The following is a 26,029-nucleotide window of genomic DNA, read 5'->3' as shown; positions in this document are numbered from 1 at the left end:
TGCGTGAGGCTTACGGCGATGGACACGACCTCCGGCCAGTTGTCGACGTCGCAGAAGTCGTCCTACAGGGTGCCGAAGATGTCGTCCAGGCTCTCGAATGCGGAGGGTTCGAGCCGCACGTCCTGCTGCCAGAGTGAATTGGCGGGTGCCGGCACGGCGTGTGCAACATGGATGCGGAAGTTCGCTGTGTGCCGATTACCGTCGGTCACCGGGCGGAGCCCAACGGCTGTGGCTTCTGGGCGGCGCCGCCGTTTCCGGCACACGCCGATACGCCTGCCGGACCGCCGGCACGCTACCGGTGCGCACCCCGCCTTCCCAGCCGCGCCGGTGCGGGGTGACAAGGCTGGAAGCCGCAGTGGCTGAGAGTGCCGTTAAGGTCTTGGCATGGTTACTGAGCCGGTGTTGCGTGGGTACCTGCTGGAGGAGGTTCTTGCCTGGCTTCTGCGGTCCAGCGGTTACGAACTGCTCTCAGCGGCGGACGAAGAGGAGAAGGATCCCGAGCGGCGGGTTCTCGCCCAGCGCAACAACGGGCTGGCCGTTCGGGGGAGGGGAGCCTGGCACCAAGCCGACGCGCTCGGGCAGTTCCGCTATGTACCTCCGTTCTCTTTGCCCGTCAGGCTATTCGTCGAGGCGAAGTTCACGGGTCGCAATGTCAAGCTTCCGACCGTTCGCAACGGGCACGGAGTGGTGCACGACGTCAACGAGAACGTGGTCACGTCGATTCGCGGTGTCGGACCGAGCCGCCCCAGGACGCGCTATCGCTACAGCTACGCCATCTTCTCCACTTCCGGCTTCAGCCGGGATGCCCAGGAGTACGCGCTCGCCCACCAGATATCTCTGGTCGACCTCTCCATGCCTGATTTCGAGGGGTTGAGGACCCTCGTGTCGTCCACGGCGAAGCTGGTCCACGTGGCACTCGACGAGCTCCCGGTGGGGTCACGGCCGCCGGTCCACCGTCTACGCGGCTACCTACGGGATCGACTGCTCCGGACCGTGGACGCGTATCCGCTCTTCGACGGGGAGTCTCCCCTCCTGCACCCGATCGCCGCCGGGCCCCTTGATCACCTTGCCGAAAGGCTCAGCAGCCGCCAGACGCTCGGCCTGGTCCTCGCCTTCCCCTCCGCGCCCTTTGTCCTGGGGCTGGCCTCGGAGAAGCTCTACGACTTCGTGAACTATGCCCGTGAGCATCCCACCCACACTGTTCACCTGCGCAGACTCCGACGGAGTGCCTCGCATCCGCTGTGGGAGGTCCGTTCGGCCGAGGACCCGGACGCCTACGCCATGACGTTCAGCCTTCCTGAGCAGGTCGAGTCGTGGATCTTGGCTCAGGACGAAGCCGTCGGCTCACGGACGCGGTGGATCAAGAGGAGTGTCCTTTCCACCATGACGATTTACTGGCTGCACGGCGACCACGCCCTGACCTTCCAGTTGCGCTACGCGGCAGCCGAACTGCGTCAGTGAACGCGGGGCCGATGTCTCCGCGCTTCCCAACCGGCCATAGACCTCGGATTCCACAAGCAGGCCCGCGACCTGTCCACCGCCTCGAGCCAGGAGATCAGAGAACCCCACCGCACCTTCTTCTTCGCAGAGGCATCGCCGGCCCACAAAACAGCCTGCACACTGAGGGACTGCGGAGATCGACAGGGCGCGATCCGGCAGTTCCGTCGTAGGGTCCGCACCCCAGCTGGACGCGCGGGCCGCCGCCTATCTCGCACGAGTAGATTCACGCCGTCGTCGCGAAGGGGAGTGCGGATCGTATGTCGGAGTCGCTGGAGATCAAGCCCGTCGCCACCGTGGTCGGCGGACGCACCGAGCCCACCGACGACCACTGGACCGGGACGGCCATCATCCGCCTGAACCCGGACTTCGCCGTGGAAGTCGTCCAGGGCCCGGAGGAGTTCTCCCACCTGGTCATCGTCTGGCACTTCCACAAGGCGTCGCCCGACGACGTGGCGCTCCACGCCCGCAGTCCCCGCAACAACCCGGAGTGGCCGGCCACCGGGACGTTCGTCCACCGCAACCACCGCCGGCCCAACCAACTGGCCCAGTCCTTCCCCCGGCTGCTGAAGGTCGACGGCTTGGACCTCCACGTCGCGGACCTGGACGCGATCGACGGCAGCCCGGTCTTCGACCTCGCTCCCTACTTCCGCGAGCTGGGCCCTCGGGGCGAGGTATGTGAACCCGGCTGGCCGGGCGAGATGCTCGCGGACTACTGGGGTGACCCGCAGGACTGACAACACCCGTCCCCTGGCGGGCCGTACATGGTTGCGGCGCGACCGGGGCGCGTCAGGTTGTTCTGGTTGCCTCGTCCGTGTGTGCGGACGGGCGGGGGTCTGCGGCCCGGATGTGGCTACCCAGGTCGGGGAAGAGGGCTGGTTGGCCTGCGGCCGTGCGTACGGATGCCAGGCTGACGCTGTTTGTGTTGAGGCGTTCCAGCTTTGGGCGGGGGAGTACGTAGAACTCCCACTGGCCGGTGTCCAGCGGGTCGTAGCTGGTGTGCTCGGGTGCTGTTTGGACGGCGAATACGTAGACGTCGGCGTTGTAGGACTTCTCGTTGGAGTATCCGGTCGCGGGGGCCCAGGTGCGGGCGCGCAGTCCGGTGAAGCGGATGTCCGAGTGGCGGTGTTGTTCCCATGCCTGGAGGTAGGCGCCGGCCTTCACTTCGATGCGGAGGCCGTCGTCCGTCTCCACGTCGTGGCTGGCCCACTCCACCCGACGCCGAGTGGAGCCGACCGCCTGGTGAACGAGAAATTCGGCGAACACGCCACGAGTGTTGTTGACCTTGAGGTCGGGCATGGCGAAGCGCCAGAAGTCGACGACTGCGGTGTCGGAGAGTCCGGCGATCGGCTCATCCCCGAGTAAGGGCACCACTGGGAGTGGACTCATGGGTGTTTGGAAGGACAGCGTCATGGAAGCAGTTTTCCAGGGTCCAGCGCCGGCCTCGACGCGGCCGACGCTGGACCCTGGCCCGCAAGAAGTTGGTCTGGACAATATAGAGGCCCCTGGCCTCTTGGCCAGGGGCTTTTGTGTGGAGCGGGTGACGAGAATCGAACTCGCGCTCTGAGCTTGGGAATCACCCTGTACTTGATCGCGAAATGGGTCTCTGAACTGGGGAAGCGTGGCGTGGAGTGCCTGCGGGCGATGGCTGGTGCGGCGCCTGTGGTGACCGCTGTGGCAGGTAGTGGCACGGAGCCGAGCCGAGGTCGAGCCCGACTGCGGCATTCCCACCTCCCGGCCATCAGGCTCGCCCGTGCGTGCGAGGCCGGGGTCCGGCGCGGTCCGCGGGCGCGGGCGGGGGCGCGGGAACGGATCAGGAGCGGCCCCAGGAAGGCCAACAGGAGGCAACTGTTCACCAACAGGAAGGACAGCGGGTCGAATGTCCGGGTCGCCGTGCGCCGCCAGTACGGGGTCCGGAGACGGCACCGGACAACAACAGAAGCCCCAGGTCGCTGGCCTGGGGCTTCTGCATGAATCATTTTACGCGCGTCCGTCTAGGATAGTACGTCCGTTCCTCCCGAATCATTCACAGGGAAGCGAAAAAGGTGGTTTGGGCCCGGCTTCTTGAGGGTTGGTACACCGTAGTTGCCAAAGGCCTTTGCAATACTGCGCTGCTGGCCGGTACAAGTGTTGTTCCATGCCGTCGCAAAAAGGTGCATGACCTGGATAGCCGATTGCATGCCCCTCACCGGCTGCCGAGTGCCCTTTTCGATCGATTCTCCGCCTAGGAAGTAGTTGCGCAATACCAGTCCCGGGTCGCGTCGCTGGAAATTCTCCCCGGTTCCCAGCTGTGCGTACCACTGGTCCGGAACCTCGGAAGATCCGCACGCCTGAGTCGCCAGATAGTGAATGAGGGTGGTCGCACGTGCCGACGCCCGCGGAATCGGCTTTCCCCGCTTCACCGAGTGCCGGATTCCCGGGTGGCGGTCCAGCACCGTCTTGAGCTGGTCATCCGACACGGGATACCGGTTCTTCCATTTCTCGATCGGATGGTTTTCCCACATCCACAGCAGACGCAGAGCAGCGGACAGGTTGAAGGCATCCTTCTCGCCGGCGGCTGTGAACGTGTACGAACTGCTGCGCATCTTCCCACGGTCGACCACGTTGAAAGTGTCGCCCTCGATGCCACGCGCCACGCTGTAGCGCAGCGTGATCCCCACAATCACCTGAGCGGCCAGCCTGTGCTGTCCGTCGTACAGCATCCCCTGCTGGTCGATCGCCAGCCCCTGATGGGTGGTTCTCCACTCCTTACGGTGCATGGCGCCGGCCCATTCCTCGACCTTGCGCTCCTCCAAGGTGCGCTGGTACCACGGGATTCGGAGCAGCAGCTCGCACGCATCCATCGGAGAGATGTCCTCGAACGACAAGGAGGGGGCGCCGGACCAGAGGCGGGGCGCGGGGCGCCAATTTCTCTTGTAGAGCTTGTGCGTAAAGTCCAAGTACTCCGCGCCGGTCACTACCTCCGGCACGAGGAAGGGCTTCGTTGGGCTGTCTGTTCGGATTTCCCACGCGTCGTCATGCCGACTCATTGAGAATCTCGGATCTGAGCAGACCATGTCTGCGAATCTGGCCATGTTGTACAGGGGTGCGGTGGGCGCTTCGGTCGCACTGCTTTGTGGGGCGGTCATTGCGGCCTTCCTTGGGAGTTTCGGGGTAGATAGTCACTCTTTTTGGCGTGGTGGGTCAAGCGATTCAGGGAGCCAGTGGCAAGGGAATCGAGCAACGAGCGATTTGGTGTAAAAAAACTATCGAAAATCGACTGAATGTTCGGTCTTATGGCCCGTTTTTTCGAGCCACTTCGTGGTGACTGACGTCATCTCATCGCGCTTGTGCAGCCAGTCGATGTCCCGCCGCGTGCGTGACGGAGGAGGACAGCGGCCCAGGTGGTCTCCTCGGGGGCCGCATGGCATCGCGGGCAGGAATCTGACTCCGGCCCTGCCGGACCTGATTGGCGCGCTTCTTCCGTGCCGGACTTGACCAAGCGACCGGCGCTGCCGCCTCGCGTGCCGAAGGCTGCGGGTCGAGAACTGACGGGACGGCGTAGGGAGGAGGACACAGACGCCGCAGGCGCCGACCTGGGCCTTCGCCAGAGGATGAATGGTGGGGTATCGAAAGCGTGCCTCGAGTTTCGGAACGCTGATCCTGATCTGGTGCTCCTTGCCCTGCGAGGAGCACCGTCTGCGGTCTGCGTCTGCGAGTTTGCACCTGAGGATCCGTCGACAGGTGCTCAACGGCAGGCGGTCGAGCCGCTCGAGTTCTTGCGCCGTGTTTGTCGTCGACACGGTGCTGTACGCATGTGGGGTGGGGCGTGCCTGGTGGTACGTACCGCATGACCTGGTGACGCGGGGGCGTCGCCTGTCGCTGGTTTCGGGCATGGGCTCCGGACGAGATCTGGGACCGGGGCCATGACGCGTGCGTGACCGGGGCGGGTGACCGACGGGCGTCAGTCCGCAGGCCTCAACGACCGACTTGCCTCGGGGTCGGCGACGTTCTGTCAGGGCGGTGAGGCTGTCGGGTCCGATGCCGGCTGGCGGATGCATGTCCCAAGCACCGCCTGCGGGGGGGGGGCTTGGGGGCTGATCTTCCGGGTGTTGGCGCGCTCCGCCTCGGTCCGGATCAGCCAGGCATGGGACTGGTTGCGTCCGGTAGCCGGTCGCTGTCTCCGCATGGGCTGGTGGCCAACCGATTGCCCAGCATCTTCCGAGGAGTGGAAGTCTGCGGAGCAGGATACTGGACCGCCCCGTCGCCGGACTGTACGGCGAGCGGGCATCTCGTGTGACCGGTGGACGAGGCCGGGGGGAGGGCGTGGACCGCGGCGGAGTATGCCCACCGGACGCGGGCCAGGGCGGCCATGGGGCTCTCGACGGGTTCCGCGGGGGGGAGAAAACCATCGGTCGGATCGATGCCCTGGGCCGTGAGGGTGTTGGTCAGATAGGCGGTCAGGATGCCGAGGGGCTGTGGCTGGGGCACGTCAGAGCTCCTCGAAGTAGGCGTCGGGGTCGACCGGACTGGTCCAGGCCCAGTGACCACCCAGGGACGCACCGAAGCCTGCCCGTGTCGAGAAACCCTCCGAGCCGTTCATGATCTCGTTGACGAGACTGGGCACGGTGCCCGGGCGGACGGCCTTGGCGCGCAACCGTTCCAGCCCTGCGTGCACGTCCACTTGAGATGCATCTCGTCATGCGGACTGCTGCGGTCTCATGTGGCACTCGCGGTTGTTCACCCACGCTCCGCCTACCTGCCTGGGCTCAACCGGCACGCCACCGATACGCCACTTCCTCCCATGCATAACAAAGCCCCAAGCCAATGACCTGGGGCTACGCATGGAGCGGGTGATGAGAATCGAACTCGCGCTCTGAGCTTGGGAATCACAGGGACCTTTTCGCCGTCCGTGCTGGTCAGCTACACGTACGGTCCTGAAGTGCCCGCTGGACCGGTGTCGTTGGTGACCGTGGTTGACCGCTCCGTACCGCTGCGCGTGGTGCGGAAGTGGCGCGGCGAGCAAGCCTTACCGGTCGTGCAGGACGGTGGGCCGGGTGACGGGTACGACGGTCAGCAGTCCGTCGAGGCCCTTGTAGTCGTCGGGGTTGGTGGTGAAGAGCGGTAGTTCTTCGGCGATGGCAATGGCGGCGATCATGAGATCCGCAATCCGGCGGCGGGGTTTGCGGCCGGCACCGATCACGGCCGCACATACTCTCCCGTAGATGCGGGCGGCTTCGGTGTCGAAGGGGATGGGGTCGAACTCGTTCTCGGCGCGTTGCAGGATGTCGAGGCGGCGACCCCGTTCCGTGTGCTCGTCGTAGTCCTCCTGTTCCTCGTTCCTGCGCACCTCGTGCGGGCCCGCGGAGAGCTCGGCCAGGGTGACGGCGCTGATCGCCACCTCGGCAGGGAGTTCCTGGGGATCGAGCCACTTGCGCAGGATCACGATGTTGGTGTCGAGCAGGCCCTGAGCGTATTCAGCGGGCATAGGGGTCGTCCGTCTCCTGCTCGGCCGTGGCGTCCTGGTCGGACCGGAACGCCTCCAGGGAGACGTCCGACGCAGTGCGGGACATGGCGGCGAACTCCGAACGCGGGACGAACCGCCGACGCCTGCGCAAGGGGATCAGCTCGCCGATCTGGTGACCGTCGCGAGTGACGGTGAAGGACTGTCCGCCCTGGACGGCGTCCATGATCTCTTTGGAACGGCTGCGCAGGTCACGTTGGGTGATCTCGGGCTGGGCTGACATTTGTCCAGGGTAGCACTCTGTAGCACCATGTGCTCCGAAGCTCGGGTGCGGTCAAGTGTGAGCGGAAATGTCGATCGGCGTCGCCGGCGCCCGAGTGAGATACGGCGTCGGGCGAGGTGGGGGTCCGGCTGTCGGACCCTTCGATCAGACTCGTCGCACGAGTGTCAGATCAGATTTCTCTTTGGATTTGCAGCTGAAGTGTGTGCTGGAGGCGGCAGTTCATCCGGACGTGAAGGCTGCCCTCGTCTCGGCGTGCGCACATATGAACAGTGGAAGTGGAGGCCATCGCAGAGGTGGGAAGGCCCTCGTCCAGATGCTGGAAGCGACTCGCGGGCGCGCGGCGGATGTCGGAGAGTGGCAGGTCGTCCGGCTGGTCCAGGACTCTTTGGACTACGCCGAGGGACGGATTCTCCAGCCTGACTTCGACGAGCGGTACCGCCTGTTTCACGATGGCGTACGCGATGAGAACCTGCGGGAGTTCGCCGCAAACACGCTGTGGAACTCCTTCAGGTTCGTCGCGCGGGCGAGCCGTGAGTACGTGGATGAACACCCCCGGGCCGGAGTGGACGATCTGATTGCGCACTTCGGCTCGCTCTCGGAGGATGCGCGGTTTCTCGACGCTCCTGAGGACCGCCCGGGGCGGTACCGCGTTCTCCGCGGCCGGGCGGAGATGGCGGTGTGGCTGGAACGTGTCCTGCGTGAACGGGTGGACATCGAGGATCCGGCAGAGGCCGCCCGCCGGATCGCCGCCTCACCCGCCGTCGTCGTCTTTCTTGCCGCCGACACAGAGGGGCAGATGGTCCTAAGAGCGGCGGAGTTGCAGCGGCGAGCGGCGGGCATGGAGGCTTTGCGTACAGTTGTGGAGGACACCACGGCTTCCGAACGCGCGCTACAGCGAGCCCTGGAGGGGCAGCACTGGATCTTCGGCGGGCGGTTCGTGGGGGAGGCCGCCCACCGCAGGCTTGTGCCGGGCGACGAAGTCGACATCCCTCTGATCCGTGGTGACGGAGCGCTGCATGTGGTCGAACTGAAGCGCGCCGCAAGCCTGGCCGGCCCACTGGTGAAGATGTACCGCGGATCGTGGGTTCCCACGGCTCAGGTGCACAACGCCGTCGGCCAGGCGGTGAACTATCTGGTCGGCTTGGACGAGAACCGCCACCGGCTCCGCGAGGAGCTCGGGATCGAGACCCGCCGGGCCAGCGCGATGGTCCTTATCGGACACCCCTCGGTTCAACCCTCCGTGGCGGAGGAATCAATCAACGAGGCACTTCGCACCCTCAATACACACGTCAATCGCGTCGAGGTGCTTACCTACAAGGAGTTGGTCGACAACGCCGAGCGTTCCCTGGGCAGCACGCCTTCGGCGTAGCCGCCCGCTGACCTGCCCGCCACTTACGCCAGTCGGCTCTGTATCAAGATGGCCATACGCGGCCTGCGCAGCCACAGGTCGTTGACCTGGGGCTGTGCGCGGAGCGGGTGACGAGAATCGAACTCGCGCTCTGGGCTTGGGAATCACCGGGTCCTGCGAAGCCGATGTGTTGTCTGACCTGCGAGAACAGGAGCGCCAATGGCCCCTGGCGCAGACCGGATTGCACCGCTGTTGACTGGGGTTGTCCGGTCTGGAGGGCACGGTTGGGGCACGCCGTGGTCGAGGTGGTCCGTTGAGGTGCGATGAGCTGTCGGATCTGCCCCGTAGTGTGTGCGCACTCTTGTGCCGGGAGATCGAGGTTGCGGGAGCAAGGATGACCGCGAACGGGCTGTTTCGCCTCGCGGCGTGGTCCTCTCCTGCCACGCTGCTCGTCGTGACCTATGTCGTGAGTGTGGAAACCCACATCGCGCAGGACTCTCCGGAGACGGACCCCCTGCAACGTGCCGGCGCGGTGGCCATCCTCGAATCCGGGCTCGACTCGGTGGAGGGCATCGAGGGCCCGGACGGGATGGAGGCGGACCTCCACGAGTCGCTTGTGGCCGTCCGTCCGGGCGGGGCACTGCTGAGGATCTTCGTGGATGCTCCGGCGCTGGAGTTCGCAGAGGAGGCGGTTCGTTCGGTGGTCGGGGAACTGCTGGAGCGCTCTGAGCTGCTGGCCGAGTGGACGGTGGACAAGTGTGAGGTCCAGCTCCACCCCGGCTTGGCCCGGGAGGGGCTTGCTGCCGCCGACGGCCCGGATGTCCCTCCCGATGATTCCCCTTCACGACTCGGCGGATGGGATCGACGAGGATGCGGTGGGTGCCGCCCTCGGCATTGCGCCCATGGCGATCGGATCCTGGTTCACGCCTTCAACGAAGGCCGGTACGTCCATCCATATGCTGCCGACGCGTCGTCGGCCAGGTAAGTGAGAGCGGGCGTCTGTCGTCCCGAACGAGGTCCACCCAAGATCCCTGCCAGGTCGGATGGGGATTTGCGCTGGTCAGGGGTTTGGGCTGGGGTGGTTTCGCGTGGCCTCGGTGGGCCTTTAGGGGAAGATCATCTCTCAGTTTTCTTCCAGGCCACGGATCGGTAGTGCTGTCCCTGCGGCCGCAGGCCGCAGGCCGCAGGCCGCCGGACCTTCCGAGTCCGCGTCTCGTGGCCCCATGTTGGGCCGCTGAGTTGGCGTTCTCTCGCGTCGGACACTCGGTTGCCCACTTGTTCCCCGGTTGGGCAATCGAGCAGGAGCAGACCGGGCGCCGGCCGAGGCTGGTGTGCGGCCGGGTTCGTGTGCTTCCACCGGGTCCGTCCAGCCTGGCTTCGCGGTGGATTACCTCGCCGCCGAACGCGCGGAAATCTGTGTCGGCTGGAGTAGACATTGGGTGGCTGTGTGGTTATGGTTTCTCTCGTAGCCCAGAGAGACGGCAGGGCCTGGCAGGGAGAACTGCCGGGCAGCAGTAGAGCAATTGTGGTGTGCAGGGCGGTGCGGTGGTGGAGTTGCGAAGCCAGAGCAGTTGCAGGACGGCGACGGGACTGGCGACCGGACCGGGTGGCCCGCAGTGATCAGGGGCCGCCGTGAGCAGTACAAGCAGTGCGAAGTGCTCAGCAGCGGAGTAGGTAGTGGTACCTCGGTGAAGGCGTCGGCTGCGGGCGCGCGTACCGGGAAGTTCGGCAGTGGGGTTCTAAGCCAGAGCAGGAGCAGGACGGGCGACGGGGCTGGCTGCCGGAGAGTGGTGCTGTGACAGGCCCTCAGCAGTTCGCAGTACAGGCAGTTCGCAGTACAGGCAGTGCGAAGTACCCGTTGGTAAAGGCTGATCAAGAGGGAAGAACGGAGGAGCCGAGCGCCATCAGGATCGCCCGGGCGGAAACCTTGAGCCCGGGTACCGCAGGACATCGATAGTGAGGTGGTCTCCGGTCAAGCAACCGCGATCCCCGCATTCCCCACCCTCCCCCGGGTGGCCGTGCGGACACAGAAGGCCGGCGCAGCATGAGGGCCGGCGGATGGTGTAGCAGTTCCTTCGGGGCCTTGGTGCCAATCGGCACCAAGGCCCCTCCACGCGTTCCACAGAGAGGTGCGATGACAGCAAACGACTCCTACGGGCGTCTCGACGACGACGACTACCCCGCCTACACGATGGGCAGGGCCGCCGAGATGCTCGGCACCACCCAGGGCTTCCTCCGAGCCATCGGCGAAGCCCGCCTGATCACCCCGCTGCGCTCGGAGGGCGGACACCGCCGCTACTCCCGCTACCAGCTGCGCATCGCCGCCCGCGCCCGCGAACTCGTCGACCAGGGCACCCCCATCGAGGCCGCCTGCCGCATCGTCATCCTCGAAGACCAGCTCACAGAAGCCCAGCGCATCAACGCCGAACACCACCGCGCGGCGGAACCGGCGAATCCCACGACCGCGGCCTGAGGCGGCCGGCCACCGGCAGACGGCGCTCTGGTAGCTACACCGTTCGGGTCGGCCGGCTGTGGCGAGGCCAACTCGTGGCATGGCGAGGGGCCGACGGGACCTGGCACGTTCCGAGAAGTCGGTGAGTTGCGCGCACCCGTTTGAACTCGTCGGCAGTGAGGTTTTTCAACGAACTCAAGCGCGTGAGGTGACTCGGACCTGGGGTCCCGTGAGCCGCGATGAGTCCTGTGGCGTCCGGCTGTCGTACGGTCGAACCGTCACCGAGAAGAGCAGTTCTGATGCGAAGCGTGACCTATTCGATGAGGGTCTCGCTTGACGGCTATATCGTCGGGCCGGACGGTGGCTTCGACTGGACGGCACCCGACGAGGCGCTCTGTCGCTTCGCCGCCGATGAGGTGCAAGAGGTCGGCGTTCACCTGTTGGGACGACAGCATCGCGATCGGCGGCGCGGCTCTCGCCGCCGAGGCCGCCACGTCGGGGCTGATCGACGAGTATCGGCGTGCGTCAGCTCGTGAGTCGTCTGCCTTCGCTACCGCGTTCCCGCCCTTACGGGTCAGTACAGATAGTCCACCTCGCCTGCGACGAGAAGGATTGGAAAGCTGGGGGCTCTTGAGGGGTGAAGCTCCGCGGCGGCTGCATCGCATCTGGAACGGGACTTGAGGAGCAAGTGCCAGTGCAGGTCGTGTAGCTGCTGGTGTAGCCCTCCATCGTCGTTCGATCGGTTCGGCGCTGGTACCGCGCGGCAGTAGGTCGTGCTCGACAAGGTTCGACGCGACATCCGAACCCCCAAGGGGCGAGGCGCCTTTCTCGCCGCGCATGGCGCCGGCGCCGGGCGGAAGGCCGCCGCGGCGACGAAGGGCGAAGAGGGCGGCGCCTGCTGCTCGCTGTTCTGCTCTACGGAGGAACACCCCGCGGCGCTGAGGAGGGGCGCGGATCCCCGGGGCCCCGCAGCTGCTCGACCGGGGGCCCACGCCCTCCAGGCCGCCACCGGCGGCACCCGATTCTCATCTCAGGAGCCGGCCCGTCACTCTGCTGACCTCCTCAGGTCACGCAAGGCGCCATGCGGCTCGGCGGCCAAGAGGCCGTGGCAGCACGGCCCTGCGCCGGGAACCGCAGGTTCTGTTCTGCTCACGGACGTGAAGCTATCGCGGCAGGCATAGATATTTACCCAATGCGCGGTCAGGGTTTATGGAACGCCCGGTGGAACGATATGCAATGCCTCGCAAGGCCCTTTGGTTCATGCTAGTGTCTGTCTCAGTTGCAGTTGTGGATCCCAAAGACTTCAAGCGTTTTCATTCCGGATTTTCTTTCGGGTAAGGCGCTTACTGTATTTCCGGTCGGTTTTCCGGGTGGGTGATCATTGTGGCGATCAAGTTTCGCGCAGTGCGAAGCTCAGGGTTTTGCCCCGAAGGAGATCAAAATGGCCAGTGGTACCGTCAAGTGGTTCAACGCGGAAAAAGGTTTCGGCTTCATCGAGCAGGACGGTGGCGGCGCTGACGTCTTCGCCCACTACTCGAACATCGCCGCCCAGGGCTTCCGCGAGCTCCAGGAGGGCCAGAAGGTGAACTTCGACGTCACGCAGGGCCAGAAGGGCCCGCAGGCGGAGAACATCGTTCCCGCCTGACGCTTAGGCGCATGACAAGCTGGGGTCCGCTCCTTGGGATGCGGACCCCAGCTCGTTGCTTTTTGCAGGACCCGCCCGGACCGCCGTAACGGCCGCGTCGGGCGACGAGAGACCAAATACGCCGGCTCAGGCCCTTTTCGCCCCGGCGTGGCTCCGTTCAACGAAATTCCGGCTCGTTCTTGCGATTCTCTGTGCGGTCACCCCTGCCAAGAATTCTCGATACGTGCCGCATCGAGAAAGGTTCGGATATGAACCGCACACGCACGAACGACCGCTACTCCCGTACCCGTACGGGCGGCGGCTCCGGCTCCACCGGCAACGGCGCCGGCCGCTTCCGCTCCGGTGCCGCACCTACCCGTTCGGGTGCCCCCGGCCGCTCCGGCGGTTCGAGCCGCAACGGCGGCTCCGGTGGCTCCTACGGGCGCCGCCCCTCCGCCGTCCAGGGCGAATTCGCCCTGCCGGTGACCCTCACCCCCGCGCTGCCGGCCGTGACGAGCTTCGCGGAGCTGGACATGCCGTCCGCGCTGACGGACATGCTCACCAGCCTCGGCATGAACGAGCCCTTCCCCATCCAGGCCGCCACGCTGCCGAACTCGCTGGCCGGCCGGGACGTCCTGGGCCGCGGCCGCACCGGCTCCGGCAAGACCCTCGCCTTCGGCCTGGCCATGCTCGTCCGCACCGCGGGACAGCGCGCCGAGGCGAAGCAGCCGCTCGCCCTGGTCCTGGTCCCCACCCGCGAGCTGGCCCAGCAGGTCACCGACGCGCTCACCCCCTACGCCCGCTCGCTGCGCCTGCGCCTTGCCACGGTCGTCGGCGGCATGTCGATCGGCCGCCAGGCCGGCGCGCTGCGCGGCGGCGCCGAGATCGTCGTCGCCACCCCGGGCCGCCTCAAGGACCTCATCGACCGCGGCGACTGCCGCCTGGACCGGGTCGCCGTCACCGTCCTCGACGAGGCCGACCAGATGACCGACATGGGCTTCATGCCCCAGGTCACCGCACTGCTCGACCAGGTGCGGCCCGACGGGCAGCGGATGCTGTTCTCGGCGACCCTCGACCGCAACGTCGACCTGCTGGTGCGCCGCTACCTGCACGACCCGGTCGTCCACTCGGTCGACGCCTCGGTCGGTACGGTCACCACGATGGAACACCACGTCTTCCACGTCCACGGCGCCGACAAGTACGCCACCACCACCGAGATCGCGGCCCGTGAGGGCCGGGTGCTGATGTTCCTGGACACCAAGCACGCCGTGGACCGGCTCACCGAGCACCTGCTCAACAGCGGTGTCCGCGCCGCCGCGCTGCACGGCGGCAAGTCCCAGCCGCAGCGCACCCGCACGCTCGCCCAGTTCAAGACGGGCCACGTCACCGTGCTGGTGGCGACCAACGTCGCCGCCCGCGGCATCCACGTCGACGACCTCGACCTCGTCGTCAACGTGGACCCGCCCAGCGACCACAAGGACTACCTGCACCGCGGCGGCCGTACCGCCCGCGCCGGCGAGTCCGGCAGTGTCGTCACCCTGGTCCTGCCGAACCAGCGCCGCGAGATGACCCGCCTGATGGCCGACGCCTGCATCACCCCGCAGATCACCCAGGTCCGCTCCGGCGAGGCCGAACTGAGCCGTATCACCGGCGCACAGGCCCCGTCCGGCGTCCCCGTCGTCATCACCGCCCCCGTCTCCGAGCGCACCAGGAGCGCCGGCAACTCCTCCCGAGGCCGCCGTGGCGGGCCGGCACGCACGCGTCGGGCCACCACCGCCCCCCAAGCTCGGACCGGCGCCTCTGCGCGGCCGCCCCTCAGCGCTGCCGCCTGAACACCGGCACACGTAAGGCCGCACTCCGGGCTGAGGGCTCTCGCGTCTTCCTTCGAACCTGCCGAGGCACTGTGCATTGCGTAATCGCCCGCTTCCCCTTCAATTTCCTCAAGAGCGAAGTGCTGCAGTCGATGAAGGGCATCAAACCCGAACCCGGCACGGGAGAATCCGTGATCATCGGCCGCCGCACCTACCCCGTCAAACAGGTGGGGGAAGTGATCACCAAACAGGACAGGCGTGACTTCTCAGCCGGCGAAGTGACCAGAGCGATGGCTCGTCTCGGCTTCACCTGTCGCATCATCCCCCCGACCGCCCTGGCTTCCGTCCTCGGCGGGGTCGCGCCGACAGCGATCGACCCGTACGCGCGACAGTGACTTCGGCCAGGCGCCACATGGGTGCTTCGGCATCGTGACGAGGGTCCGAAGGCGCCTGGAACTGGACGGAGCGCTGGTGAACTGCTTCGAAGGAGTTGGGCATGGCTACCGGAACCGTCAGGTGGTTCGATGCGGCGAAGGGCTTCGGCTTCATCGAGCCGTCAGGTGGTGGCGCGGACGTGTTCGCCCACTACGCCTACATCGCCGCGCAGGATGTGCTGGAACTACAGCATGGCCAAAGGGTGAGCTTCGACCTCAAACAGGGGAGGAAGGCACCGCATGCGGAGAACATCATTCCTGAATAACGCCACCGGCGGTGCCGGAATACCTGCTGAGCTGCTGGAGGGTTCCCGGACAAGGCTTCACCCGGTCGCCCCGAGAGCCGCGTCACGTACAGACCAGTGGTGATCCCGACTCCGATGCGTAGTGCGGGTACGTCGCTTCGGCGGCAAGCGGGCGCAGCGTCAAGCCTGTACAGCTGACACGGCTGGTTCGTACGTACGCTCAGCCTCGACGATCCGCTTCATGCGGCTGATGGGCCTCGTTGGGCAGTACGCGCAGGAGCATCAGGGTTCAGTGGCGATCGGCGTCGGTGAACGCGTGGTGGACAGGTTGAGGATCGATCACGCCATCATTTTGGCGATCCCTTCTGCGACAACGGCTTTGCCGCCGCCGGCGAGGCGGCCTGGCCGGTCGGCCGGCCGGCTTCGTGTGCTCACCACAGGCCTTTGGTCACGCTGACGGAGGCGTCGTCGTCATCGCCGTTGTCGCGGTGAAGGAGGGACGCGACGCCTGGCAGGGCAAGGGCTGCTGCGCACCCACCGCCCACTCCCTCTCAGCCGTCCCGTCCCCGGACGGCTAGGAGGACACGTGCGGCTGCCGCCCCGGCTGCACCTGCTGCTCAGGAGCATCACGTTGCCCACCGACCACGCCGTCGCCGGGTGCGCTGATACTGGTCCGGCAACGGACGGGCGGGAGCAACGGTGGACTGGTGGACGGCGCTGGGAGGGCTGGCCGCCGGGCTGCTGATCGCGACGATGACCGCGCCGGTCGGGGTGTCCGGGGCGGTGTTCCTTCTCCCGGTTCAGCTGAGCGTCTTCGGCGTGCCCAACCCCGCGGTCACGCCGACCAACCTCCTCTTCAACGTCATCGCCGGACCCGGGGCCTTGCTGCGCTATGGCCGGACCGGTGCCCTGCGCGGACCACTCACCCGGCGCCTGGTGGCCGGGACCCTCCCCGGAGTGGTATTCGGCGCGGTCATCCGGGTCTTCGCCCTTCCCGGCCCCACCGTCTTCCGTCTCCTCATCGCCGCCTTCCTCCTCCCGCTCGGCCTGTGGCTGTGCGTACGAACCCTCCGCCCAACACGGGCGCGTGCCACCGCCGGTGAACCCTCCGCCCGCACCGTCACCGGCCTCGCGCTGGCCGTGGGCATCGTGGGCGGGATCTACGGAATCGGAGGCGGCTCGCTCCTCGGACCGATCCTCGTCGGCCGGGGCATGCCGGTGGCCCGCGTCGCCCCGGCCGCCCTCGCCTCCACCTTCGCGACCTCACTCGTCGGCGCGGCCACCTTCGCGCTGCTGTCCCTGATCAGCCATGGAGATGTGGCACCCGACTGGTCACTAGGGCTCGCCTGCGGAGCCGGTGGCCTGATCGGTGGTTACCTCGGCGCCCGCCTGCAACCCCACCTTCCCGAGACCGCCCTGCGACTCCTCCTCGGCACCCTCGCCGCAGCACTGGGCATTCTCTACGCGGTGCAAGCCAACCGCTGATCGTATTGAGGAGCGTCACCGTTGTTGCGGATTCACTGACTTTGACTGCGCGGTGGCGGCCCTTCGGCCTGAGAATTCCCTGTAGTTAGGGCATGTGGAGGGCACGAACTGCTCTAAGAGGTCTAGACAAAAAAGAAGCCCCCGGCCGATGACCTGGGGCTTTTGTGTGGAGCGGGTGACGAGAATCGAACTCGCGCTCTGAGCTTGGGAATCCCCCATCGCTCGGTCGCCAGAAACAGGTCCGAACAGCGAAAACCCAGTGCAGATGCACTTTTGCTCGGCTGCCGGATGGTGCACTTGGTGACCGCAGTTCACCCCCACTAATGGCACGTAGTGGCACGCAGCCCCCGTGGCGGTGCCAGGTGGGGCGCTCTCCTGCCTGCCTCACCACCCGCAGTAGATGTCGGCGGATCCGCCACGGACAACAGGATCGGTGCTCGTGCCGCTGACTAGTAGAAGGCCGCCGTCCCGACCCCAGTTCAAGTCGTACGTGCCTGCGTCGACAGGCCGGTATCCATCATCGACCGTCCACGATCCGGACTCGCCCAGGGCCAGGCCGGTGCGCCCCACCGCGTATGCCTTGCCCTTGCCAATCGAGAGAAAGGATGTCTCCCGCACCACGGCCGTGCAGCCTCCGGGGCCCGCGGGGCGCAGCACGTGGTACTCCGCGTTCGATATCAGATCGTTCGCCGCTCCCCATACAGTGCCAAGCACCGCCATGGCGATCAGCAGACCGTTGCCCAGCCGTGCCCACACGGCTCGCTTCCGCAGGAGCCTGGAAGCCCCCGCCGGCCGGCCCACCCGGCTGACGACCCTTCGGAGAACGAGCGCCAAGACCAGGAGAACCGCACTCACCCCCCACCCGGGGAGCACCCGCCCCCGCACGACCAGCAGGAGGCCGCTCGAACTCGCCACGGCAGCGAGAACCAGACTCCCGCTGCGCACGGCCCTGGAGACGGCCGCCGACAACCCCCCGCCGCGCTGTCCACGTTCTTCGATCACTGCGGGTACGACTCCCCGACCGCGCCGACAGTTGCGCCGAGAAGCCAAAGCGCTTCGAGAGCCAGGCCCGGGCCGGCGCTGGAGCTTTGCCGGGCGGCAGGGGACCTGCGGCGTGGCGTGGTGGACGACATGAGTGTGGTCATTCCGACCGAGCAGGACAGCCACCGGCCCGAGCCTCCCAGGTTCGGCTCGCGGCACGCCGACGTCCGACAGGCTGTGGCCGTGCCGGGCGGCCAACGTTAGGTAACGGCGCTGGCATTCTCGGAGACTTGGCGCTCATCCGGGAGGGCTGGAAGACCCCGGAACGCGGCTGCCACGACATCCTTGTCTCCTGCGGCCCTCCGCCGATCGTCTGACCGGCGCGGGCTGCCAGGGTGGGTCGCGCGCCACACCACACCGTATGACCGTGCGCGGACCGCACCACAGAAGGGAACCCCATGGGCAAGCAGCGCATCACGGTTTGTCTGCCGCCCGTCGACCCCGATGGGCTGAGGCAGGCGATCGGGCAGGTGATGGCCCCCTTCTGGTACGACCGTGAGGACCGCCCCCACCCGGACTGGGTGGGGGAGTGGAGCCACTGGTTCGTCTCCGGGGCCGGCTGTCTCTTCGACGTACTGTCGGGCCACGAGGACGACCCCCGGCTTGTGCGGTACGACGACTGGACCGATTCCCCCGACGACCTGCCACCTTCCCGCTGCCACGGCGGCCCGCGCGGAGTCCTCGACCTGGGCACGCCTCGTACCGTAGAGGCCCGCCGGGCGGCCGGCACCTGGACGGCGTACCACGCCAGGGAGGCGGCCGTGGCGGCCGTACTGACCACCCCCGCCTTGCTCACTCTCGACGGGCGGTGGGTCGAGGGCAGCGGCCCCGACTACGAGCGAATGTTCAGCGCCTACCTGGACGGCCTACCCGGCGACACGATGGTCGTGCGAGTGCTCTATCACTCGTGACGGTTGCCGTGGGGCCTGGCCCGACAGGCCTCACCGGCCAGACGGTTCGGCGCTATGACGAAAAGGCACGTGCTTGGGTACGACACTCCGCGAAGGGCAGACAGAGTACGGATCTGGCCCCGCGCGGAGCGCCGGACCGGGAACCCGCTGGTCCGGCGCTTCCATGCGCCACACCGCCTCGACGACCGGTCGGACTCCGCCCTCCAATCAGGCAAGCCTTGGCGCGAGCCCGCAGTTGGCGGGCGCGAGCCTCTGCCGAGGGCGCTTGTCCCGACTGAAATGCTGTCGGATCCTCGTGGCCCACCCACCCACCCCCTCCAGTGAGCTCAATCCCGCCTTGAGAGAGGGGTGCGCAGTTCGACGCGGAGCCGGATGGACGTGTCGATGGGCAGTCCTGTTCGGACGTATCGAAGATCGTTCGAGAAACATGCGATGAGGTCGAGATCCCGTAGCTGCCGTTGCAACTCGGAGACCAGCGCCTCGTCCGGGTCAACGGGAAGTTCGTCGGTCTCCTGCTCAGCCAGATACTGAAGACGCTGGTCGACGGCCTCCACTGCCCGGCCGCTGGTCCAGATGGCGAACTCCCGACAGGCGAACAGGTAGGCATGCGCGGCGTGCAACGCCGCCGCAGCGGCCGACTCGTCGGCGTCGTCAGGGCCGTCCTGGCCGTCGTTGTGGCAGTACTCGCTGAGCATGTATTCGGCGACGCCACGCTTCACGGCGGAGAAGGCCGTCGAGTCGCCGAGCACACCCTGCCAAACCGAATCGAGCAGCGGCCGCAGGCTCACGGTGAACGGCGCCTGCTCGTCCGCCGGCAGGGCTTCGTGCCAACCCATCAGGCGCTCCGCGACTCCAGCTGCGAAAACGCCCCGCTCACCGGACGACGCTGCTGTCAGCCGCTCCTCGACCAGTGCGGAAAGCCTTCGCCATGTATCCATGTGAACCCACCCCTGCTTCGCCCTACTGACGTACTCACGCCGACTAGCGCGATGATCGCAGTCACGTGTGACAACCCCATGCAGGAGCCCCCAGCGCAGCGCGGGAGTGTCGATGGGGTGGTGGGCGGTGTGACAACGTCGACAGCACCACTCCAGGACCTGACCTCCGTGCTCGGCAATTCAGGCCTCGGCCAGCACGACGAGGGGCATCGCGTTCAGGGCCATGAAGCGGTGTGCTCGCGAAGCTCCACCGATGTGCCATTGACCGGCCCTGCTGGTGTGCGTCTGGTACGTCAGCCTCTTCCGAACTATGAGCTCCGCTGACAAGCGAGCCGTTTAAGGAGTAAGTCACGAGCGGCTATTCACGACGTAGACGGTCTCACCGCTCATAATCTTGTCAACTACATCTTTGAAGCCATCGGCGAAGTCCATGCCCAAGATCCCGAACGGCCCGGGTTCGCAGCCTACTTGAGGGAGAACCTGCTCACGCTGAAGGTCCCGGTTTCGTGGAGAACGTACCCGAGGCCCAGCTGCGGGAACTCATGGACGACAAGGCCCGGTTCGAGCTGTTCCTCGACCGTTCGGAACGGGTCGGCGTGATATGGCGGAGCGCGGGAAAGACCCAGCGCAGGACACACGACCAGCAAGTGGAGGAGTTGCACAACTCCAGGGGTCTGAAAGTGCAACAGGTCACGCTCCGTCGACGGTTGCGACTGATCGTCGTGAGCGGCAAGGTTGACGCTGGCCGTGCCCGCGAGGCGATCGCCACGTTGGTGGAGAAGGGAGTGATGCGGCGTGACTGGACGGTCTGGGAGAAGAAGGCCGAGGTTCGGGTGGCCGTCCCGGTTGCAGACCCCCTCAGCGTCGGGCGGCTCCACACCTTTCTGCCGATGAGCGAACAGATCCGCCGCGAACGGAGTCACGGATCTCATCGACGCGAAGCTCCACCCTGTTCGGCTGGATCGGCTGATGGCTTTGGCCAAGGCCGTGGGCACGCGATGGGAACCGCCCACTGAGAAGCTCACGTTCAGGGTGGAACGGCTCGCAAAGGCCGCCGCACACGGTCCCTTCGATTCCGGCTGGTGGGCGGACTTTTACTACGATCTCTCCCAGACATTCCCCGACGGCACGGCCCTGACCGGCAAGCGGATCATCATCAACTCCCGGTCGAGCACGACACCGGCTGGCGGGGAAAGTGTCTTCTTCGACCGTGAGACGCTGCGAGACGGTTCCCTACCGCCTATGCCTCACGAGTACGCTCGACCGCCTGCACTTCGTGCATGAGGGGATCGCCTGGTCCGGCAAGGGCCGCAAACGCAGACCCCACGGCCGCGAGTGGCTCAGGACCACCAACCTCGTCCACGACTACGGTGCCGATCGGGTGCTCGACGTGGTCGTTGCCGCCCTGCGCGCGGACGACGTGGGCGGAGCTGCACGCCTCGCATATCTGCGCTACGCCTGCGCGGTCTCTCACGCACTGAAGAACGAGGGGCGGTTCCTGTCCTGAAGGGGCTGCGCGTACTGACCCGCCCCGGCTGGACCGACGCGGGACACGCCATGTTCGGGCCGGGCCGGCCCGGGGAGCACTCCTCCGTCGACGACACACTGACCAGGTTCCTGGAAGGCGTACGCGACCTGTCGACGGTGCTCACGCAGACAGATCGGCTGCTCCTCTCCAGCCCCGAGGACTGTGCGGAGGTATGGTCTCCGTGACCGCGATGTCGCACTTCCTCGAAAGTCACCAGGTCGCGCATGGTTTGCGTCCCCGATACGAGTTCTCCAGACCAAAGTCAGGGGCGAGACGATCGACCGGCCGACCCGCTTTTGGTTCCCGGGCCGGCACGGCCTGTTGCCGCATTGGAGGTCCACCGCCGAGGGCTGGCCGACCCGTAACCAGGTCTACTATTCGAGCGCCGGGTACCACCCACGCAACTTCTCCATGGCCGTGTTGCTGGGCCAGGACAACTACGCGGCCCTCGCCGAGGAGAACCGCGGGTTCTATGCGAAACTGATCGTGTATGGCCTTGCTGTCACCTGGCCCGACACCGCGCTCGAGATGCGGTTCGTATGCCACAGCGACACCGTTACACGCCGTTGCCCACTCCGCTCTCCGCCTTCCTCGGCTATGCGCCGTGGATCCCACATACGGCGGTTCCTGGTGCTGCTGCGGAGGGGATTGCGTTCGCCCCAGCCGCCAGCCCGGATCACGGACCGTGTCCTGTCGTCGGACCCGCGTGCCGCCCGAGGTGGTGCAAGGTGGTGCGCCGCGTGTCCTCTGAGCTGGACATTCTCCTGGGATACGGCACGTGAAAGGCACGGCAGGTCGTGAGAGGTCTAGACAGCAACGAGGCCCCAGGTCGATGACCTGGGGCCTCGATCAAGAGCGGGTGACGAGAATCGAACGCGCGCTCTGAGCTTGGGAATCGTCCGGTACTAGGTTGCCGAGACCTATCTGACCTGTGGAAATTGCGATTCAGGGACGCTGGCGGGTTGCCTTGTCCTTGCCGTTCGAGACCGTCGTGCACCGGTCCGACCGGCACGCTGTGGCACGGCCGGCCCACAGTGAGGTTCCCTCGAACCCGAACGGGACGCCGCACCACCCCGGCCAGGTCACGGAGGTCAGCCGGCGTGGCGGTCCGGCGGACCTGGTTGCCGCCGAACAAGGAAGATTTTCTGGGAACTCCCCTCCACGAACGGCACGTTGAAGGGATGCTCAGGACCCCGCAGCCACCTCACGCGTGTCACGGGTCAGCCACGCCGACGAGAAGGACTCAACACATGGACGACATCTTCGGGGAACTCATCGAGGAGATCGCGGAAGAGACGGCCGAAGAGATCGGCGGCGAGGTCGCCGAAGAGGTCGTCGAAGGACTCTTCGACTGACCAGGCGTCCATGGGATGCGGCAACGGTCCGGCCCGCACCGCATCCCATGGACGACCCCGACGCCGACGCCGCCGGTGGCACAGAAGAGGGGTACAGAAGGTGACGTTCGGGGTCAGGAGATCTCCCTCCGAGCCACCGAAAGACAGGGACACGGATGCCTTCGCCGCATTGTCGTGGAACTCTTCGCGCGCCGCTCGGAGGCAAGCGGACATGTAAGCCGGACACCTTCTGAGCAACATCTCTGTACAAACGTCTGCGGAGCTGGGGAGGTCGTAGTCGGTCATCCCCGTGCCGTTGACTTCATACGGCGCAAGGAGCCGTCGTCAACGGTCGATCGAGAGGTGTTCGCCTGCGGCAAGGCTCAGTTCGGGGTGCGGGTGCGCGTCCGAATGGTGCGTCGGAGGGAAGCGCGATCAGTACGCGGAGTGCTCCTCACCTGCGGCAGGTCGGAGTCAGCCGCAGGTGAGGAGCACTCGGTGCAGAAGGGGGGAACCGTGACGTGGTTGTGCGGGTGCGACGGCGTCTACCAGGCGACGCTGTAGGTCTCCGAAGCGGGGGATTCCGTACCGTCCTCGTACATGGCGGTCACTCGGTAGAAGGTGGTGGTGCTCCGCGGCATCGAGTAGTCGCCGTACTCCACCAGACTTGTGTCCGCGGGGTCGTACGGCACCGGCTCGGCGGTCAGCCGCTCGAAGACGCCCCCGGCGCGGTTCCAGCGGTAGACGTGGAAGCCACTGGCCCTGGCGCCCTGCTCGTTGGCGTCGGCCGCGAGGTCCCAGCGCATCCAGCCGTAGTTGGTGGCTTGGAGATCGGTGATCACGCCGCCCGGGGCCGGCGCGACGGTGGGGCGGAGGTCCAGCTCGGTGAACTCAGGCGTCACCGCCGCCTCGTGCGGCGCACGCTTGTTGCCCCAGCGGTCGACGGCCACCACGCTGTAGCGCGCGGACTCGCCGTCCGGCAGTGTCTGGTCCAGGTACTGGAGGCTGGGGTTGTCGACCGAGCGTCCGGTGGTGACGATCAGGGTGTAGGCCCACTGCCCGTCAACGAGCCTGCCCCGGTAGATCTCGTAGTGGTCGGCGTCGGCGGCCGTGCTCCTGTCCCACTGGACTTGGACGCCGTTCTCGCGTGGCTGTGCGGTCAGCCCGGTGACTGCGCCCGGCGGGGTGGTGTCGGCGGCGAATACCACCTGGGCCTCGGCGGACGGGGCGGCACAGTTGTACGACCTGTCGCAGGCGTCCAGCCAGTAGTAGTACGTGGTGCCGGGTACGGCGTTGGCGTCGGTGTACGTGGTGTTGAGCACCCCGCCCCAGATGGCCGTGCCGCGGGCGCCGGACGAGCGGGGCTTCGTCGACCGCCAGATCGTGTAGCCCGCGAAGTCCGGGCTGGGCGTCTGTGAGTGGGCCCAGCTCAAGGTGACGCCGGCCTCGCCGCCGGTGCCCTGGAGCTGGACCGCCTGGTTCGCGGGAGCGGTCTTGTCGAAGGTGGAGAAGCTGGCCGTCCCCGAGGGGGCGGACTCGTGGCCGTTGGTGTCCACGGCGGTGACGACGTAGTGGTAGTCGGCGCCGGTGGGCGGTGGCGTTTCGGTGTACCAGGAACTCGAGAGCGGCGCGCTGCCGCTCACCCGATTTGCGGCGGTGACGACGACGGGATGGGCGGTGGACCGGTAGACCCGGTACCCGGCAAGGTCAGGCTCGGTGTTGGCGGGCCAGGACAGCGGGACCTGGGTGACCGGGCCGATGGCCCAGTTTTCGTCGACGCCTTTGGGCGCGGCGGGTACGGTCCGGTCGAGCGTGACGGCCTTCTGGTCGGTGCTGCCGGTCGAGGTGTTGCCCGCCTTGTCGAGGGCGCGGACCTCGTAGTAGAAGGACTGGCCGGTGGCGGGCGGGGTGTCCGTGAAGGAAGTCCCGGTCAGCAGACTGGATCCGCTGACCAGCTTGTACTCGCTCGCTCCGGCCAAGCGGCGGTAGATCCGGTAGCCGGCGAGGTCCATCTCGGCGTTCTTCGACCAGCGGACCGTCGCCTTGAGTGTGTTGGTGCTGTAAGCGACGCTCGTGCCCGTGGGAGCGAGTGGCTTGACCTTGTCGACGGCGGAGGGGGTGCGGGGGCCGTACGAGAACTTGACGTTGGCGGAGCCCGTCCAGGCAACGAAGTCGACGCGGATGGTGTGGGCGCCGGAGGGGATAGTGACGTTGACCGTCTTCTTCTGGGTGCTGGAGACGTTCTTCCACATGTCGACCTTGCGTACGCCGTCGACGTAGACACGCACGCCGTCCTGTGCCCCCGCGGTGAACGAGAACGGGCCCCCGGAGCCGAAGTTGCGGCTCATTGTCCAGCGCACGCTGAAGTTGTCCCGGGGCAGCGTGACGCCGGCGGGGTCACCCGTGCCGTATTTCTCGTCGATCACGGAGTCGCACGCGGTGAGCTTCGGCGTGCCGCTGAAGGTGGTGTTGGCATAGAACTGGGCCTTCCACGTGGGGGAGGCGCAGGTCACGGCGGCGGCGGCCGGAGAGGCAGTGGCGAAGGCGCTGGCCACAAGAACGCTTCCGGCGGTAACCAGAGTCGCACGGCGGGTACGGACTGTCACAGTCGCAGGGGCCCTTCAGACACGCGGAGACGCCCGGGCTCACGGTCGGCCCGGCGTCGATCAGGTCGCGCGATACTATCGGATGTAGATCATTGTCTGATGGCGGATGCGGAAGCTCACGGTGCCACCCGCCGAGCCCACCCCATGACGTCCGTCGTCGTGTTGCCGCCGCACAGCACGAGACGCAGGCGCACATTCTCGCGGCCGACGCGGTCCAGGACCTGCTGGGCCGCGCTGTCCCGGACTCGTCCGGTCGGTGCCCGGCACATACTGCTCAACCAGCAAGGTCCATCGGCCACGTCGACGACCTATTCGGCTGACCCTGGCGTACCGCACTGAAGGCTGGGGTGGGGGCTGGCCCCCGGCAGGGGGGGGTACGAGACGCAGAACAGCACCCGGAGCGGAGCGTGGAACCGCCGGATCGCAGGACCACGTACTCGTGTAGCTCGCAGTGGATGCCGGGAGTCGGCAGTTGCCGGGGGCCGTGGGCCCGCAGCTCCTGGTCGTGCTCATTGCGGTGGGTGCGGAGGCGGGCGTGATCGACGGTGCTCGCACCATCCGGGAGGTCGCCGACGAATGCGAAGTGCCGCGGCAGACTGTCCAGAACTGGGTGAAGAGCCGTAGGGCGAAGCGTGGAATCCCGACGCCGCGGCCTGGGTCCGGACCGTCGACCCCAGAGCGCATGGCCGCTCGGCTTGAGAAGTTGGAGAAGGCCAAGGCGAATGCTGAGGCGCGAAGTGCATCCCTGGAAGCACTCGTTACTCGGCAGGGTGCCGCAGTGGCAGCACTCAAGGAGACGTTGCGGTTGTACGTCGATCCGGATGGCTTCGGCAATGGTATGACCCCTGCCTGAGGTGAGGCAGCAGCGATGGGCAGGATTGATTCTGATTCGAGCGGTACTTGCCCCCATTACGAGCGTGCGGGCCGTGGCCATCCGATTGAGGCGCGTGCCTCCGCCTACGTTCAACGATGCCTGGCGGTTAGCAAGGGTCACGGCGCATCCAGATGAGCTGGTCTACTACCTGTGCAAGATCCGGGTGGGTGCAGTC

General features: G+C 66.7%; 21 protein-coding genes and 2 pseudogenes. 15 read left to right on the top strand and 8 right to left on the bottom strand.

Annotated features, from left to right (window positions below; genetic code table 11):
* Positions 1-384 precede the first annotated feature (384 nt).
* Entirely contained in the window at positions 385-1,461 is a 1,077-nt protein-coding gene (locus OG349_RS16780; protein WP_327235372.1) for a hypothetical protein, read from the top strand.
* A gap of 296 nt (positions 1,462-1,757) precedes the next feature.
* Entirely contained in the window at positions 1,758-2,234 is a 477-nt protein-coding gene (locus OG349_RS16775; RefSeq protein ID WP_327235371.1) for an SAM-dependent methyltransferase, read from the top strand.
* Positions 2,235-2,286: 52 nt separating this feature from the next.
* Here OG349_RS16775 and OG349_RS16770 read toward each other — a convergent pair whose 3' ends face one another.
* The 5 genes from OG349_RS16770 to OG349_RS16750 all read right to left on the bottom strand — a co-directional run bounded on the left by OG349_RS16770 (position 2,287) and on the right by OG349_RS16750 (position 7,223).
* Complete coding sequence (locus OG349_RS16770; protein WP_327235370.1) at positions 2,287-2,886, bottom strand: hypothetical protein; 600 nt, start codon at positions 2,884-2,886, stop codon at positions 2,287-2,289.
* A 605-nt stretch (positions 2,887-3,491) separates the two neighbouring features.
* Entirely contained in the window at positions 3,492-4,625 is a 1,134-nt protein-coding gene (locus tag OG349_RS16765) for a hypothetical protein (protein WP_327235369.1), read from the bottom strand.
* A gap of 1,343 nt (positions 4,626-5,968) precedes the next feature.
* Positions 5,969-6,160 carry a hypothetical protein gene (locus tag OG349_RS16760; protein WP_327235368.1) on the bottom strand — a complete coding sequence of 64 codons (192 nt, stop codon included), beginning with the start codon at positions 6,158-6,160 and terminating at the stop codon, positions 5,969-5,971.
* A gap of 345 nt (positions 6,161-6,505) precedes the next feature.
* Positions 6,506-6,964, bottom strand: coding sequence for a type II toxin-antitoxin system VapC family toxin (locus tag OG349_RS16755; RefSeq protein ID WP_327235367.1), 459 nt, complete (start codon positions 6,962-6,964; stop codon positions 6,506-6,508).
* Positions 6,954-7,223: a type II toxin-antitoxin system Phd/YefM family antitoxin gene (locus tag OG349_RS16750; protein ID WP_161308067.1), complete on the bottom strand. Its 270-nt coding sequence runs from the start codon at positions 7,221-7,223 to the stop codon at positions 6,954-6,956. The genes OG349_RS16755 and OG349_RS16750 overlap by 11 nt, the downstream gene beginning before the upstream one ends.
* 181 nt (positions 7,224-7,404) lie before the next feature.
* Here OG349_RS16750 and OG349_RS16745 point away from each other — a divergent pair, with 181 nt between their 5' ends.
* From OG349_RS16745 to OG349_RS16700, 10 genes and pseudogenes are all read left to right on the top strand, one after another.
* Positions 7,405-8,592 (top strand): Shedu anti-phage system protein SduA domain-containing protein, encoded by a 1,188-nt coding sequence (locus OG349_RS16745; RefSeq protein WP_327235366.1) that lies wholly within the window; start codon positions 7,405-7,407, stop codon positions 8,590-8,592.
* Between the two features lie 373 nt (positions 8,593-8,965).
* Positions 8,966-9,556, top strand: coding sequence for a hypothetical protein (locus OG349_RS16740; protein ID WP_327235365.1), 591 nt, complete (start codon positions 8,966-8,968; stop codon positions 9,554-9,556).
* A gap of 1,149 nt (positions 9,557-10,705) precedes the next feature.
* Entirely contained in the window at positions 10,706-11,044 is a 339-nt protein-coding gene (locus OG349_RS16735) for a helix-turn-helix domain-containing protein (protein WP_327235364.1), read from the top strand.
* A gap of 278 nt (positions 11,045-11,322) precedes the next feature.
* Positions 11,323-11,475 (top strand): annotated as a pseudogene (locus OG349_RS16730) (dihydrofolate reductase family protein); the annotation flags it as partial.
* A gap of 989 nt (positions 11,476-12,464) precedes the next feature.
* Positions 12,465-12,668 carry a cold-shock protein gene (locus OG349_RS16725; RefSeq protein WP_014061102.1) on the top strand — a complete coding sequence of 68 codons (204 nt, stop codon included), beginning with the start codon at positions 12,465-12,467 and terminating at the stop codon, positions 12,666-12,668.
* Positions 12,669-12,916: 248 nt separating this feature from the next.
* Complete coding sequence (locus OG349_RS16720; protein ID WP_327235363.1) at positions 12,917-14,479, top strand: DEAD/DEAH box helicase; 1,563 nt, start codon at positions 12,917-12,919, stop codon at positions 14,477-14,479.
* 71 nt (positions 14,480-14,550) lie between these two features.
* Complete coding sequence (locus OG349_RS16715; protein ID WP_327235362.1) at positions 14,551-14,853, top strand: SCO5918 family protein; 303 nt, start codon at positions 14,551-14,553, stop codon at positions 14,851-14,853.
* A 101-nt stretch (positions 14,854-14,954) separates the two neighbouring features.
* Entirely contained in the window at positions 14,955-15,158 is a 204-nt protein-coding gene (locus OG349_RS16710) for a cold-shock protein (protein WP_327235361.1), read from the top strand.
* Positions 15,159-15,604: 446 nt separating this feature from the next.
* A pseudogene (locus OG349_RS16705) lies at positions 15,605-15,715 on the top strand (cation transporter); the annotation flags it as partial.
* Positions 15,716-15,836: 121 nt separating this feature from the next.
* Entirely contained in the window at positions 15,837-16,622 is a 786-nt protein-coding gene (locus OG349_RS16700; protein ID WP_327235360.1) for a sulfite exporter TauE/SafE family protein, read from the top strand.
* Between the two features lie 384 nt (positions 16,623-17,006).
* On the opposite strand, the gene OG349_RS16695 is transcribed toward OG349_RS16700, so the two are convergent.
* A complete protein-coding gene (locus tag OG349_RS16695; protein WP_327235359.1) occupies positions 17,007-17,378 on the bottom strand; it encodes a hypothetical protein in 372 nt (123 codons plus the stop codon).
* 683 nt (positions 17,379-18,061) lie between these two features.
* Between OG349_RS16695 and OG349_RS16690 the strand changes: the two genes are divergently transcribed.
* Entirely contained in the window at positions 18,062-18,574 is a 513-nt protein-coding gene (locus OG349_RS16690) for a hypothetical protein (protein WP_327235358.1), read from the top strand.
* Between the two features lie 326 nt (positions 18,575-18,900).
* On the opposite strand, the gene OG349_RS16685 is transcribed toward OG349_RS16690, so the two are convergent.
* The gene (locus tag OG349_RS16685) at positions 18,901-19,512 is read right to left on the bottom strand and encodes a hypothetical protein (RefSeq protein WP_327235357.1); all 612 of its coding nucleotides are present in this window, start codon (positions 19,510-19,512) and stop codon (positions 18,901-18,903) included.
* Between the two features lie 506 nt (positions 19,513-20,018).
* Between OG349_RS16685 and OG349_RS16680 the strand changes: the two genes are divergently transcribed.
* Both OG349_RS16680 and OG349_RS16675 read left to right on the top strand, forming a co-directional pair.
* The gene (locus OG349_RS16680; protein ID WP_327235356.1) at positions 20,019-20,528 is read left to right on the top strand and encodes a hypothetical protein; all 510 of its coding nucleotides are present in this window, start codon (positions 20,019-20,021) and stop codon (positions 20,526-20,528) included.
* Between the two features lie 260 nt (positions 20,529-20,788).
* Positions 20,789-21,019, top strand: coding sequence for a hypothetical protein (locus OG349_RS16675; RefSeq protein ID WP_327235355.1), 231 nt, complete (start codon positions 20,789-20,791; stop codon positions 21,017-21,019).
* A gap of 1,900 nt (positions 21,020-22,919) precedes the next feature.
* Here OG349_RS16675 and OG349_RS16670 read toward each other — a convergent pair.
* Positions 22,920-24,929, bottom strand: coding sequence for a fibronectin type III domain-containing protein (locus OG349_RS16670; protein WP_327235354.1), 2,010 nt, complete (start codon positions 24,927-24,929; stop codon positions 22,920-22,922).
* Between the last annotated feature and the right edge of the window lie 1,100 nt (positions 24,930-26,029).

Source organism: Streptomyces sp. NBC_01317, assembly GCF_035961655.1.
Lineage (GTDB): Bacteria > Actinomycetota > Actinomycetes > Streptomycetales > Streptomycetaceae > Streptomyces.
This window is presented reverse-complemented; position numbering and strand designations above follow the sequence as displayed.

Coding starts and splice junctions, on each gene's coding strand:
- OG349_RS16765 (WP_327235369.1), bottom strand. CDS start 4,625: ATGACCGCCCCACAAAGCAGTGCGACCGAAGCGCCCACCGCACCCCTG.
- OG349_RS16735 (WP_327235364.1), top strand. CDS start 10,706: ATGACAGCAAACGACTCCTACGGGCGTCTCGACGACGACGACTACCCC.
- OG349_RS16755 (WP_327235367.1), bottom strand. CDS start 6,964: ATGCCCGCTGAATACGCTCAGGGCCTGCTCGACACCAACATCGTGATC.
- OG349_RS16780 (WP_327235372.1), top strand. CDS start 385: ATGGTTACTGAGCCGGTGTTGCGTGGGTACCTGCTGGAGGAGGTTCTT.
- OG349_RS16710 (WP_327235361.1), top strand. CDS start 14,955: ATGGCTACCGGAACCGTCAGGTGGTTCGATGCGGCGAAGGGCTTCGGC.
- OG349_RS16725 (WP_014061102.1), top strand. CDS start 12,465: ATGGCCAGTGGTACCGTCAAGTGGTTCAACGCGGAAAAAGGTTTCGGC.
- OG349_RS16690 (WP_327235358.1), top strand. CDS start 18,062: ATGGGCAAGCAGCGCATCACGGTTTGTCTGCCGCCCGTCGACCCCGAT.
- OG349_RS16720 (WP_327235363.1), top strand. CDS start 12,917: ATGAACCGCACACGCACGAACGACCGCTACTCCCGTACCCGTACGGGC.
- OG349_RS16770 (WP_327235370.1), bottom strand. CDS start 2,886: ATGAGTCCACTCCCAGTGGTGCCCTTACTCGGGGATGAGCCGATCGCC.
- OG349_RS16750 (WP_161308067.1), bottom strand. CDS start 7,223: ATGTCAGCCCAGCCCGAGATCACCCAACGTGACCTGCGCAGCCGTTCC.
- OG349_RS16775 (WP_327235371.1), top strand. CDS start 1,758: ATGTCGGAGTCGCTGGAGATCAAGCCCGTCGCCACCGTGGTCGGCGGA.
- OG349_RS16685 (WP_327235357.1), bottom strand. CDS start 19,512: ATGGATACATGGCGAAGGCTTTCCGCACTGGTCGAGGAGCGGCTGACA.
- OG349_RS16740 (WP_327235365.1), top strand. CDS start 8,966: ATGACCGCGAACGGGCTGTTTCGCCTCGCGGCGTGGTCCTCTCCTGCC.